Here is a 13,411-nt window from a genome sequence, read left to right on the forward strand (position 1 = left end):
CCTGATCTGGCTGAACCTGCGGAACCGGAAGAAATAGACAGAACATGACAGGAGGCGGCGGTATGCCGCCTCTTACATAGATAGGAAAGGAGACAAAGTATGTACGAGCAGCAACAAACAACGAAAAAGGAAAACAAAGGAGAGGTGGATTTTTTTCAGTTAAAAGAGATGATGGAAACGATGGAGGAAGGAACCATGCTGGTCATTCGATTTGACAGAAAGGAGGGGACGGGAAATGAGTGAGCTGCAGATCGTTAATATCAGGCTGGTAAGGGAACCGTCTATTTATAGTGAAAGACAGTTAGATTCCCCTCAAGCGGTATTAGAGCTGATGTCGAAAGAACTGGCACAATACGACCGGGAGATATTCTGTATCCTGAATATGAAAAGCAATGGGCAGGTGATCAATATGAATATGGTAAGTATGGGAACACTGGATGCCGCATTAGTCAGTCCAAGAGAAGTTTTCAAAAGCAGTATCCTTTCAAATGCCAGCGGAATCATAGCTATTCATAATCATCCAAGCGGAAATATCATGCCCTCAAAGGAAGATGTTCTGCTTACAAAAAGGCTTAGAAAATGCGGCAGTCTGATGGGAATAGAACTGCTTGATCATGTGATTATCGGAGGGACAAGCGGGGAAATGTTTAGTTTTAAAGAGAAAAATATGCTGGATGAAATGATCCGGACATCCGAAAGGGAAAGGTAGGTGTGAAAGTTGGCGCAGATCAACCACAAGGCTGTACGTACTCTCTCAAAGCTGGTGGAGGCGGGATTTGACAGTGAAAAAGCAGTTTTAAACATGACAATGGATGATATTTTGTCTCTGCCGGGAATCACGGTGGCAGAAATCGGGATGATCAATGAGATCCAGAAAGCAGTAAAAGCCGGAAAGTTCATTACCTTTTTGGGAGGCGGGATGTATGGCAAAGAAGAAATATGATCTGATCACAGACCTCTATGTAGAGACTGTAAAAGAAGTAACTGCCAGTCCGGAAAACTGGCTTTCTTTTTTGCGTTCTGCCTGCCGGAACTTCCGTCTGCCCTTTGATGAACAGGTTTTGGTTTACGCACAGCGTCCGGAGGCGTCCGCAGTGCTGCCCATGAAAGTTTGGAATGAGAAATTTGGGCGGTGGGTAAAGCGGGATTCCAAAGGGATTGCAGTTTTTGATAAAGACAGCCCGAAACTGAGGTTGAAATATTACTATGATGTTTCAGATACACAGGAAGGGCGTTACCGCCGATTGCTCCGGCCAGTGCCATTGTGGGAAGTGCCGGAAGAATATCAGCCGGATGTGCGGGAAACCCTTGCAAATGCCTTTGGTGTGGATGAGTCCGTTACAGGATTTGCGGAAACCATACTGGAGGCTGCAAAGATTGCGGCAGAAGATAATCTTGCGGACTATCTCCCGGATCTGATCTCTGGACGAAAAAACAGTTATCTGGAAGAGGTGGATGAGTACAACGTGGAGGTAGAGGCCCGCCAGCTTTTATCGGCCAGTGTTGCTTACATGGTTATGATACGGTGCGGCGTGGATACCGGGCTGTATCTGGACAAAGAAGACTTCCGGAATATCACGGATTTTAATACACCGGAAATGGTCAACCTGTTTGGCGTTGCGGCCAGTGATGTGTCGGAAATGGCATTAGCCGAGATTTCCGATACGGTCAATAAGCTGAGAAGAGAAGAGAGAAAGAAAAATCGTATGTTTGCCGGGAGAGGGGCAGGCAGATATAATGAAGACGAAAACGGAGAACAGAGTGCAGAAAGGGGCGTTACACATGAGAGCGATCACATACAGCAGACAGGGCGATTATTTACTTCCGGATCTGACCGTGCCGGACGAACCGGAAGTACACCGTGGGAAGTACGCTTCCCTCCGTCAGTCTTATCTGAAAAATTACCGGTACGGGATGTATCTGAACCTGCTGACAAAAGGAGAACTGAACCGTCATCTGAACGAAGTGCAGAGAGAAGCACAGGAGAGGATGGAAGTTCTGACCGGGCAGATGAAAGCAGCCTGGGGCGTGACAGAGGAATTGAAAGCGAAAGACCAGATGGCGTGGGTACAGCAGATGAACAACATCCGGCAGGCAGCGGAAGAAATCGTAATGAAGGAGCTGATCTACAGTTAACCGGACAGGAATCACAGCCGAAAGATGAAGCGCATGAACCGATTGCAGAGCCACAGCCAACGGTGGCAGAACAACAGTCATTATTAGAAGAACTGGCAGGAGAGGGATCTCCTGCTTTTTCTATGCCGCAGGGGATCATTGATCATGCTCTGCAGACCGGTTCTTCCTTTGAACATGGAAAATACAGAATTTACTCCTATTTCCTGCAAGGACACAGCAATAAGGAAAAAGCAGAATTTTTAAAGCAGGAATATGGCATGGGAGGATCTGTAACTGATTATTTAGGAGAAAGATTTCACCAGGATACAAATGCGAAAGGTTATACCATCCAGTGGAAGAATTATGAGACTACTCTGAAATGGACGGCGGTTGCAAAGAGGATTGATGAGCTGATCGCTGTCGGACGGTATATGACAGAGAAGGAACTGGAGTATATTCCGGAGTATGAAAAAACTACTTTGACAGGTAACATTTACGACTTTTTTTATAATCAGCCGGAAACGTTTTTACGTCCTTATCCGTATGGCTCAGATTATCATAGTGCGATAGACCAGATCCGTCCGCAGCTTGATGATCCAAAACAGGTAAAAGAAATCCTTTCCATGATGGAAGAGGTTCTTGCGGGAACCGCAGATTATGATCAGCGATACCCGTCCATGCAGCAGGCGTACCAAGACCTTACGGATTACCGGGACGGAGTATTCAGTTTGTTTACTTCTATACCAGCCGAAAGAGAAAACACGCAGGCTCCCCTGGAGCCTGTTCCGGCACAGAGCCGGGAGAAAATGCCACAGCAGGCAGAAACCTCACAGCCTTATGACCTGCAGGTGGATACGATTGTTACGATAGGGACAAAGGATTATTCCATTGATTTCATATCCGATGAGATGGTGGTTCTACGTGATCAGATGTATCCGCTTTTTACTGAGAAAATGCAGCGGGAGGTGTTTGACCGCCGGATACGGGAAAATCCTGCTAACGATCATTTGAAGGCAGATAAAAAAATTTCAGAGGAACCTGCCGAAAAGAACAAAGAGGAACTGGATCTACCAAAGGAAACCGTGCAGGAGGGCGAATTTACCAGAGTTATACCGGAAGAAAATCCCTTTGAAAAGAAGCCGGAAGAACTTCTGGAGGATCTGGCTCCGGCATGGACACAGAAGAAACCTGTCGGGAGGGTAAGAGGAATTGATCTGCACCCGGAGATCCCGCAGGAGAGCCGCAACCAGTATCAGATCAAGGATGAGCATTTAGGGGAGGGAACAGCAAAAGAAAAGTTCCGTGCAAACCTCATGGCAATCCAGTTATTAAAGAAGTGTGAGGAAGAGAATTGCTTTGCCACGCCGGAGGAACAGGAAATCCTTGCCGGATATGTGGGGTGGGGCGGACTCTCTGACGCTTTTGACGAGACGAAATCTTCCTGGTCAACGGAATATCTGGAATTAAAGACCGTTCTGACGGAAGAAGAATACACCGCTGCGAGACAGTCTACGCTGACCGCCTTTTATACGCCGCCGGTGGTCATCAGTTCCATGTATCAGGCTTTGGAGAACATGGGGCTGAAATCCGGGAACATTCTGGAGCCAAGCTGTGGAATAGGAAATTTTATCGGACGGAAGCCGGAGAGCCTGTCCGACTGCAGGGTTTATGGTGTGGAGATCGACAGCATTTCCGCCCGGATCGCACAGCAGCTTTACCAGAAATCCACCATCGCAGTCCAGGGATTTGAGGACGCAGATCTTCCGGACAGCTTTTTTGATGTAGTCATAGGAAATGTGCCTTTTGGAAGTTATAAGGTACTGGATAGGAAATACGATAAATACAACTTTCTGATCCACGATTATTTTATCGCCAAATCAATCGATAAGACGAGGCCGAAGGGCGTGCTTGCGCTGATCACGTCCAACAGGATCAGCGGCGGGACAATGGATAAGCGGGATGACCGGGTGCGTCGGCATATTGCTCAGCGGTGCGATCTGTTGGGAGCGATCCGACTGCCGAACAACGCTTTTCTGCAGAACGCCGGAACAGAAATCAATACGGACATTCTCTTTTTTCAGAAAAGGGAGACACCGAGAGATTTGAGCGTGGATCTGCCGGAATGGGTGGAAGTAGAGCGTCTTTACGAGAATGACCATGTGAATGAACAGGGCGAGAGCCGGCACCGGGTGGTCAGCATAAATCCTTATTTTCAGCAGCACCCGGAGATGGTACTGGGAGAGCAGGAAATTGTATCCGGGCCTTATGGCCCGCAGCTTATATGCAAACCCTATCCGGACAGGGAATTAAAGGAACTTCTTGAACAGGCAGTAGAAAACCTAGAGGCTGAGATCACGGATTATGAGGTGGAAGAACTGGTGGAGGAAGAGGATTATTCGATCCCGGCTGATCCGTCTGTGGCGAACTTTTCCTATACGGTTTATGACGGTAAGATCTATTACCGGGAAAACAGTCGCATGAAACCGGTGGAACTGTCCGTGACAGCACAAAACCGTGTGAAGGGGATGATCGCCATCCGGGACTGCACCAGAGAACTGATCGCTTACCAGGCGGAAGGGTATCCCGATGAAGAGATTGAAGGACAGCAGAAAAAGCTGAATCATCTGTATGATCTGTTCCAGAGAAAATATGGCCTGCTGAACTCCAGGGCGAACAGTATAGCATTTTCTGACGACGGCAGTTATCCCCTTCTCTGTTCCCTTGAGATTGTGGCGGAGGATGGAACACTGGAGCGGAAAGCAGATATGTTTACCAAACGTACGATAAAGCCTCATGAGACGGTAACGAAAGTGGATACCGCAAGTGAGGCTTTATCTCTGTCCCTTTCTGAGAAAGCCTGCGTGGACATGGACTATCTTTGTTCCTTGACTGGGAAAAGCGCAGAGGAAGTGGAGCAGGAACTAAAAGGTGTGATCTTCCGCCTTCCGGAATATGAGGGGATGGAACAGCCCCGGTTTGTGTCGGAGGATGAGTATCTGTCCGGCAACGTGCGTAAGAAACTGCGGGCGGCAAAACTTGCGGCTGAGATATCCGAGGTCTATCAAAGTAATGTAGAGGCATTGGAAAAAGTACAGCCGAAAGATCTGACTGCCTCAGAAATCAGTGTGCGTCTTGGTGCTACATGGATACCAGAGGAAGATATAGCAGAGTTCATGTTTGAACTCTTGCAGACGCCAAACTATTCCCAGTGGAAGATTAAAGTTCATTTTTCCCGGCATACCGGAGATTGGAATGTCGAGGGAAAAAGTGTAGACAGGGGAAATCCACGTGCAAATAATACCTATGGTACGAACCGGGTAAACGCCTACAAAATCATCGAGGATAGTCTGAATTTGCGTGATACCCGTGTGTATGACTATGTGGAAGATGAAGAAGGCAGGCGCAAGCCGATCCTCAATCAAAAGGAAACCGCCATCGCACAGGGAAAACAGGACTTGATCAAACAGGCATTCCAGGAGTGGATCTGGAAAGATCCAGAGCGCAGACAGCGTCTTACCAGAGATTATAACGAGCGTTTCAATGCCATCCGGCCACGGGAATATGACGGGAGCCACCTGCATTTCTATGGCATGAATCCGGAGATTTCCCTGCGGAAACACCAGAAGGACGGAGTGGCACGGATCATCTATGGCGGGAATACCCTGTTGGCTTATGTTGTGGGCGCAGGAAAAACCTATACGATGGTGGCGGCGGCTATGGAATGCAAGCGGCTTGGATTGTGTAATAAATCTATGGTAGTGGTGCCGAACCATATCATCGAGCAATTTGCCGCTGAGTGGCTCCAGCTTTATCCGGCAGCTAATATTCTGGTGGCAACAAAGAAGGATTTTGAGAAGAAAAACAGGAAAAAGTTCTGCGGCAGGATCGCTACCAGCGATATAGACGCTGTGATCATCGGGCATTCCCAGTTTGAGAAGATCCCCTTAAGTGTGGAGCGACAGGAGAGTATGCTGGAGGCGGAGATTGATGAGATTGTGGAAGGAATTGCCGAGGCGAAGCGGATCCAGGGAAGCCGCTTTACGGTCAAGCAGATGGAACGGACGAAGAAGTCACTGGAAACACGTCTGAAAAGGCTCCATGACCAGAGCCGGAAAGATGATATGATTATCTTTGAAGAGCTGGGCGTTGACCGCCTGTTTGTGGATGAAGCGGACAACTATAAGAACCTCTACCTGACTACCAAGATGAGAAATGTGGGAGGGATTGCGCAGACGGAGGCACAGAAATCGTCTGACATGTATATGAAGTGCCGCTATCTGGATGAGGTTACTGGGGGAAAAGGAGTGATCTTCTCCACGGGAACCCCAGTAAGCAATTCAATGGTGGTGCGCCCGTAAGGGGCTGTAATAATCTTACCTTGAGCAAGTAATAGGGCAAGGTATCAAAGCGGAATAATCCGCACCCTATCGTCACCCGACTTATCCAAAAGGGGAAACCCGATGGGGAGTGTAGCATGTCGGAGGGCACGAAACACGGAAACTTCCAAAGTGTTTGCGTGGTAGTGGCGAAAAGTTATGAATAAGGATGAAAGCTAAACTGCCTGAATGACAGTCGGAGATTGGGCAAAATGTTGCTCCATGCGTAAGGAAGTTATACTCGCATGTACTCTGGTGGATATGAGTCGGCCATGCGTATCCACAAGATACCCAGAGTAAATCAGCCATAGGATAATGGAAAACGACGAACGTCACATCCGAAATCATAACAGGCTTATGTTATTACAGTTCTAAACGGGGATTGCCTAAGGTAAAATGCCGAAAATCGGCTATGAGTGCTATGAGAAAAGTGACTCTGAATATTTACTATGGCAACAGAGTCTCCGTAGTAGTCCGAGGACGGGAAAGCCGTCCACATGGCGAAGGGAGACAGTCTTTCTTCAATACAAATAATAAGGAAAGGTGCGTGAGGCATTATGAGAAGTCCCGAAAATGTATTGAAAAGTTTAAGTGAAAAAGCAAAAAACAAAGAGTACAGGTACGAGAGATTATACCGTAACCTGTACAACCCAGAGTTCTATCTGCTTGCATACCAGAATATTGCGACCTCTCAGGGGAGCATGACGGCAGGTGCAGACGGATTCACTCTTGACGGTATGAGCATGGAGCGCATTGAAAAGCTCATTCAGAAGCTGAGAGACCACTCATACCAGCCGAACCCTGCAAGGCGTGTTTATATTGCGAAGAAAAACAGCAGTAAAAAGCGCCCATTGGGGATTCCGTCAACGGACGATAAACTGTTACAGGAAGTTGTCCGTATGATACTTGAAGCAATCTATGAGCCGACATTCTCTGATAATTCACATGGTTTCAGACCGAAAAGAAGTTGCCACACAGCGTTAAAAGAAATCGTAACGCTGTTCACTGGTGCAAAGTGGATAATCGAAGGAGACATTAAGGCTTGTTTTGACAGCTTCGACCACCATATCACAATACAGCTTTTGAGAAAGCGCATAAAAGATGAAGCGTTCATATCGCTGATGTGGAAGTTTCTAAGGGCAGGATATATGGAACAGTGGACATACCATGAAACGTACTCCGGCAGTCCACAAGGCTCCGGTGTCAGTCCGATACTTGCCAACATCTATCTGAATGAACTTGATGAGTTCATGGCAAGGATGAAAAAGAGTTTTGACAAAGGCGATACAAGAAGCCGTAAAGTCCACAAAGACCATGATAAGGTACGCTGGGCTTATCGGAAAGCGCAGAAAAATCTGGAAATAGAGCGCACAGAAGCAAACCTAGCAGCATTTAAAGAAGCAAGGAAAGTGATGTTGTCCACACCACATTTAGACGAGATGGATGAGAATTACAAAAGACTTCAATACAACCGTTACGCTGACGATTTCCTGATTTCAATAACAGGTTCAAAGCAGGATGCTGAAAATATCAAGGAACAGGTAAAGATATTTCTAAAAGACAAGCTAAATCTCACAATGTCGGAGGAGAAAACTCACGTTACCCATTCCTCTGAAAAGGTGCGGTATCTTGGATACGACATAAGAATATCAAGAAGTCAGGACACAAAGCGGACGAAAAAAGGTCTGCAACGGGTGTGGTATGGAAAAGTGCAGTTATATATGCCGAAAGAAAAATGGATTGCGAAACTGCACGAATACGGTGCGTTTAAAATCAAAAAAGACGAAAACGGCAAAGAGATTTGGAAGCCACTCCACAGAGGGGCGCTTATGCCATTAGACGATGTGGCAATCATCAGTAAATATAATTCTGAAATCAGAGGATTGTACAATTATTACAGGTTAGCAATCAATGTATGCAATCTGGGGAAATTTCATTCTATCATGCGTGGAAGCTGTTTAAAGACGTTGGCGGCAAAATATAATTCTTCTGTTATGAAGATGTATAAGAAATACCGTAGCGTAAAGGGCGACTTTGGCGCAGATTACAAAACCAAGAGTGGAACAAAGCGGTGTGAGTTTTACAATGAAGGATTTAGGCGTAATAACAATATCGCACCTGAATTTGTAGACATTATGCCGAAATACAGAGGGCAGATAAAACCGAATAGTCTTGCAGGACGTTTAAAAAGCGGACAATGCGAGATGTGCGGAGCAAACCCCGTGAAAGTGTATATGCACCATGTAAAGCGCTTAAAAGATTTGAACGCTGATAATGAATTTGATGAACTGATGTTACTGAAAAGGCGGAAGTCATTGGCTCTCTGCCCGAAATGCTACGAAGAAGCAAAGACAAAATCACTTAAACTATGAAAGATGGCGAGCCGTGTACATCGAGAGGTGTAAGCACGGTTCTGGAGGGGGTTACGCCAAGACCACGGACGAAAGGAAGTATGGCGTGGCGTTTCCTACCTTATGAACTTTACACCATGCAGCGCTATCTACAGTATGGTACTCTGGTAGAGAAGAATTTACAGCACTTTGACGCATGGGCGTCCACCTTTGGAGAGACTGTGACCGCACTGGAGATTGCGCCGGAGGGGAATGGATACCGCCTAAAGACACGGTTTGCCCGGTTCTATAACCTGCCGGAGCTTCTGCAGATGTTCCGGGAAGTAGCGGACATCCAGACAGCAGATATGTTGAATCTTCCCGTGCCAGAGGCGGAATATCGCGTAGTAAAGGTGGAGGCTACCGATTTACAGCGGGATATGGTGGAGGAACTGGGAAACCGGGCGGAAAAGGTACGGAACCATCAAGTGAATCCTAGAGAAGATAATATGCTCAAGATTACCAATGACGGAAGGAAACTGGCTCTTGATCAGAGACTTGCGAATCCACTTCTGCCGGATGATCCGGGGAGTAAAACCAATGCCTGTGTGGAGGAGATTTATCGTCACTGGGAAGAGGGAACGGATAAAAAGCTGACGCAGTTGGTATTCTGTGATCAGTCCACACCGAAAACAGACGGTACATTCAGTGTGTATAACGACATCCGGGATAAGCTGATTGCGAGGGGAATCCCACCGGAGGAGATTGCCTTTATCCATGACGCCAATACGGATGTGCGAAAGAAAGAACTGTTCTCAAAAGTCCGGAGAGGAGCTGTCCGTATCCTTATGGGCAGTACCTTTAAGATGGGAGCCGGAACGAATGTGCAGGATCGGATCATAGCCAGCCACGATCTGGACTGCCCCTGGCGGCCCCGTGACCTGGAGCAGAGGGCAGGAAGAACCATCCGGCAGGGCAACCAGAACCCGAAAGTGGAGATTATCCGGTATGTAACAGAGGGAACTTTTGATGCTTATCTCTATCAGAATATTGAGAATAAGCAGAAATATATCAGCCAGATCATGACATCCAAGAACCCGGCCCGAAGCGTGGAGGATATAGATGAAGTGGCTTTGTCTTATGCGGAGATCAAGGCTCTGGCCACAGGAAATCCTTATATTAAGGAAAAGATGGAACTGGACATACAGGTATCCAGGCTGCAGCTTTTAAAGCAGAGTTTTCTGAACCAGAAATATGAGATGGAGGATCAGGTGGCAAAACATCTTCCGGCACGGATCAGAGAGCAGGAAACATGGATTGCCCAGTATGAGGCAGACATTGCCCAGGTTAAGGCGCACACACCGCCGGATCGGGAAACTTTTCCGGTCATGCAGATCGGGGCTCACTCTTATACGGAGAAAAAGGAGGCAGGACAGGCGATCATTGACGCCTGCAAAGCCATGAAATCTCCGGAACCCGTGCCACTGGGGGATTATCGTGGACTTTCGATGGAGCTGTCCTATTCCTCTGCCAGCAAGGAATTTGTCATTGCTTTACATGGAAAAGGCACCTATAAAGTACCACTGGGAACGGATATTCATGGAAATATCACAAGACTCGATAATAAGCTCAATGAGCTGCCGGACAATCTTTCCCGCTGCCGGGAAGTTCTTGAAACCGTAAAATCCCAGTTAGAAAATGCAAGGGTGGAGGCACGAAAAGAGTTCCCGCAGGAAAAGGAACTGGCAGAAAAGGTGGCAAGACTGGGGGAGCTGAACGCTCTTTTGGATATGGACAAGAAAGACCATATCGTTATGGAAGAGGAACCGGAAGAAGAGGAAATCGAACCGGAAAGGGAAAAAGCCGTCTGGGTGCGGTAAGAAATGCGGTATCGGGGAACTGATACCGTGGTACATAGCCTTAAAAAGTGTGGAAACAGAGAAAACGCACAATCGTCTGCGCCTGGATCATCTGATATAGTGGGTGGAAGAGGAGGAAGAAAAGGCTATGAAGATAGAAGATATTGATATTTATAATCTGCCGATCTGGGCCTGCGCTATAGTGGACGAGATCAGTGAAAAATGTAAAAAGGAACTGAAAAACTCTCCGGAATACAGTCGGATTCTGAAGGAAAGCGATGAACTGCTGTTTAAATATCCGTTTATTTCAGCACTGATTGATCGGGATGAAATTGAAGAGCCTATGAAACTTTCCGTAAAAAAAGCAAGGGCGCTCTCTCGATTCCTTGCACTGGACGCTGACCGTGAAGATTATGAGCGGATACAGCTTTATCTTATGGGGTGTCGGCATACATTGGAAATGTTGCTGTTATTGGAGATCTTATAGAAAGCAGCGTTCTGAATTGTAGAAAATGCCAGGAGTGGATATAGTAATGTATAAAGCAGGAAATGTATTATCAGAGAGGATGATTGATTTGAATAAGACAGACTTTTGTGATCTTGTGGAGCGGATCAAAGACAGCTTCATGGAGATTGACAGCGATATTATGGTAGATCTGAAAAAACAGGATATAGAATATGCCGATATGTGCCAGAAACTGGGAGAGATGGAAAGCAGGTATCCGTTTATTCTAGAAGTGACAGAAGGGAGCGGAGCCATCAGTCTTACTGCCGAGGAACATGAGATTGTGAGAAAATATATGAGCAGGATGTTTGAAAAAGAGACGATAGAACGCTGCCAGATCTATTTCCGGGGGCATACGGATGGGTATGTGTATTTGAAAAAGATTGGGGTAGTGTAATATATACGATGAAAAAGGACATGACATTCTCAATCTGACATGATAAAATGAAATCGAAAAGAACAGAGAGTGTGCCATTGAAAGGATGGATATTATGTATAAAGTAGAAATTATTTTTAACTCGAAAGATTTGACACAGAGCGATATGGATCAGATTTGCGAAGAAACGGATCAGATTTTTGAAAGAGAAGAATTAAGTTGTGCAGACAGGCAACCGGGAAAAAGAGTATATCTTGACCGTGGACGAAAACAGGATTATGGTAGATTTTGGGCGGCAATCTTTGCAATGAAAAACTCCAGAAAGATTACAGATCATTTACAGGAATGTTTCTGGTATAACGGAAATGAAAAAGAGAATCTTATTACCGAGTTCATAAGGAATTAGCCAAATGGACAGTACACAGAGAAAAGGGATCAATTTTGATCTAGATACAGAGGCACTGCAGCAGCATTATCCTAAAGGAGACTGGCATAATGCGTACTATGATGTACGGGCTTACTTTGAAAAGAATGGTTTTGAACATATTCAGGGTTCCGGGTATCATTCCATTGAGGCTATGTCAGAAGCAAAGGCAATGTCTGTTATTTATAAAATGACAAAGGAATTTCCGTGGCTGAATTATTGTGTGAGTATTTGTACTATTTCTGATGTGCCGGAATTGTATGATATTTCTCATGTATTTGTGAGAGAAGCACAACGCTTGCATGAAGAAGAGCAATAAAATATTTTACAAAGTACATAGCCGGATGGTTTTCAAGAAAAGAAGATCATCCGGCTTTTTTAATGCCCAGATATGAGAAATGAATTGTGTAATATCCAATCACGGGCAGGAAAGGAGATGATATTTATGCCTTATGTTGCGCCGGAAGTGGTGCAGAGAGTCAAGCAGATCGACCTTCTGACCTATCTAAAGAACTATGAACCTTATGAGCTGGTGCATTTCTCCGGGAATGTTTATACCACCAGATCCCACGACAGTTTGAAGATCTCTAACGGAAAATGGATGTGGTGGAGCCGGGGGATTGGGGGCAGGAGCGCACTTGATTATCTGATCAAAGTGAGAGGATATGACTTTGTGCAGGCGGTACAGATGATAGCGGAACAGGCGGCAATACAGCCGCCTGTTTCCATACCAGCCGAAAAGAAAACAGAGAAAAAGCTGATCCTGCCAAAGCCTTATCGCTATCAGACGTATGCAGTTTCATATCTGCAGAACCGTGGGATTGATATGGAGATTATTCGATTCTGTTTGAAAACCCATCGACTTTATGAAAGTGAGAATTACCACAACGTGGTTTTTGTGGGAATGGATGAGAGCGGAACACCTCGTTATGCGGCTCTGCGTGGAATCAGTTCAGATTTTCTTGGAGAGGCGTCCGGAAGTGACAAAAACTATTCTTTCTGTATTCCAGCAGAGGAAAAATGCCGGGCAGTCCATCTGTTTGAGTCAGCCATTGACCTGTTATCTTACGCCACAGAACGAAAGCTGGACGGAAAAAACTGGCGAGAGGAACATCTGTTATCCCTTGCAGGTGTGTATCAGCCGGCCAAAGAAATCGAGAAAAGCAAAGTTCCGGCAGCGCTGACTCGCTTTCTGAAAGAACATCCGGAGGTGGATAGGGTGGTGTTTCATCTGGATAATGACCGGACGGGAAGGCTTGCGACACAGGCCATCCGGACGGTACTTCCGAAGAAATACCAGACAAGAGATGAGCCGCCAAAGCAGGGGAATGACTGCAACGATAGCCTTTGTATCCGGCTGGGAATCCGGCAGACAAAGCGGGAAAAAAGACACAGAGGGAGAGACTTTGAACGGTAGAAAGAGAGG

The 13,411-nt window shown here is 46.3% G+C and carries 10 protein-coding genes and 2 pseudogenes; all 12 read left to right on the forward strand.

Translation table 11 applies throughout. The features are described 5' to 3' along the window. Window positions 1-99 precede the first annotated feature (99 nt). Complete coding sequence (locus R2J37_RS03195) at window positions 100-243, forward strand: hypothetical protein (protein ID WP_230107107.1); 144 nt, start codon at window positions 100-102, stop codon at window positions 241-243. Further along, window positions 236-709, forward strand: a complete 474-nt coding sequence (locus R2J37_RS03200) for a JAB domain-containing protein (protein ID WP_230107106.1) — start codon at window positions 236-238, stop codon at window positions 707-709. Before R2J37_RS03195 ends, R2J37_RS03200 begins: the two co-directional genes overlap by 8 nt. Window positions 710-718: 9 nt before the next feature. Next, the gene (locus R2J37_RS03205; protein WP_230107105.1) at window positions 719-943 is read left to right on the forward strand and encodes a hypothetical protein; all 225 of its coding nucleotides are present in this window, start codon (window positions 719-721) and stop codon (window positions 941-943) included. 839 nt (window positions 944-1,782) lie between these two features. Further along, window positions 1,783-2,136 carry a TnpV protein gene (locus tag R2J37_RS03210; RefSeq protein ID WP_230107554.1) on the forward strand — a complete coding sequence of 118 codons (354 nt, stop codon included), beginning with the start codon at window positions 1,783-1,785 and terminating at the stop codon, window positions 2,134-2,136. A gap of 713 nt (window positions 2,137-2,849) precedes the next feature. Beyond that, window positions 2,850-6,461: pseudogene (locus R2J37_RS15165) on the forward strand (Eco57I restriction-modification methylase domain-containing protein); the annotation flags it as partial. Window positions 6,462-7,048: 587 nt separating this feature from the next. Then, complete coding sequence (locus R2J37_RS03220) at window positions 7,049-8,863, forward strand: reverse transcriptase/maturase family protein (protein WP_002576337.1); 1,815 nt, start codon at window positions 7,049-7,051, stop codon at window positions 8,861-8,863. 104 nt (window positions 8,864-8,967) lie between these two features. Continuing rightward, window positions 8,968-10,701 (forward strand): annotated as a pseudogene (locus R2J37_RS03225) (helicase); the annotation flags it as partial. A gap of 127 nt (window positions 10,702-10,828) precedes the next feature. Then, complete coding sequence (locus R2J37_RS03230; RefSeq protein WP_230107103.1) at window positions 10,829-11,167, forward strand: DUF6664 family protein; 339 nt, start codon at window positions 10,829-10,831, stop codon at window positions 11,165-11,167. Between the two features lie 46 nt (window positions 11,168-11,213). Beyond that, window positions 11,214-11,582 carry a DUF6664 family protein gene (locus tag R2J37_RS03235; RefSeq protein ID WP_230107102.1) on the forward strand — a complete coding sequence of 123 codons (369 nt, stop codon included), beginning with the start codon at window positions 11,214-11,216 and terminating at the stop codon, window positions 11,580-11,582. A gap of 94 nt (window positions 11,583-11,676) precedes the next feature. Further along, entirely contained in the window at window positions 11,677-11,967 is a 291-nt protein-coding gene (locus R2J37_RS03240; RefSeq protein ID WP_204932154.1) for a hypothetical protein, read from the forward strand. Between the two features lie 4 nt (window positions 11,968-11,971). Next, window positions 11,972-12,304, forward strand: a complete 333-nt coding sequence (gene vapD / locus R2J37_RS03245; protein ID WP_204932156.1) for a VapD family protein — start codon at window positions 11,972-11,974, stop codon at window positions 12,302-12,304. A 126-nt stretch (window positions 12,305-12,430) separates the two neighbouring features. Then, entirely contained in the window at window positions 12,431-13,402 is a 972-nt protein-coding gene (locus R2J37_RS03250; RefSeq protein ID WP_316266213.1) for a DUF3991 domain-containing protein, read from the forward strand. The last annotated feature ends 9 nt before the right edge of the window (window positions 13,403-13,411 follow it).

It is taken from the genome of Claveliimonas bilis, from assembly GCF_030296775.1.
Lineage (GTDB): Bacteria > Bacillota > Clostridia > Lachnospirales > Lachnospiraceae > Claveliimonas > Claveliimonas bilis.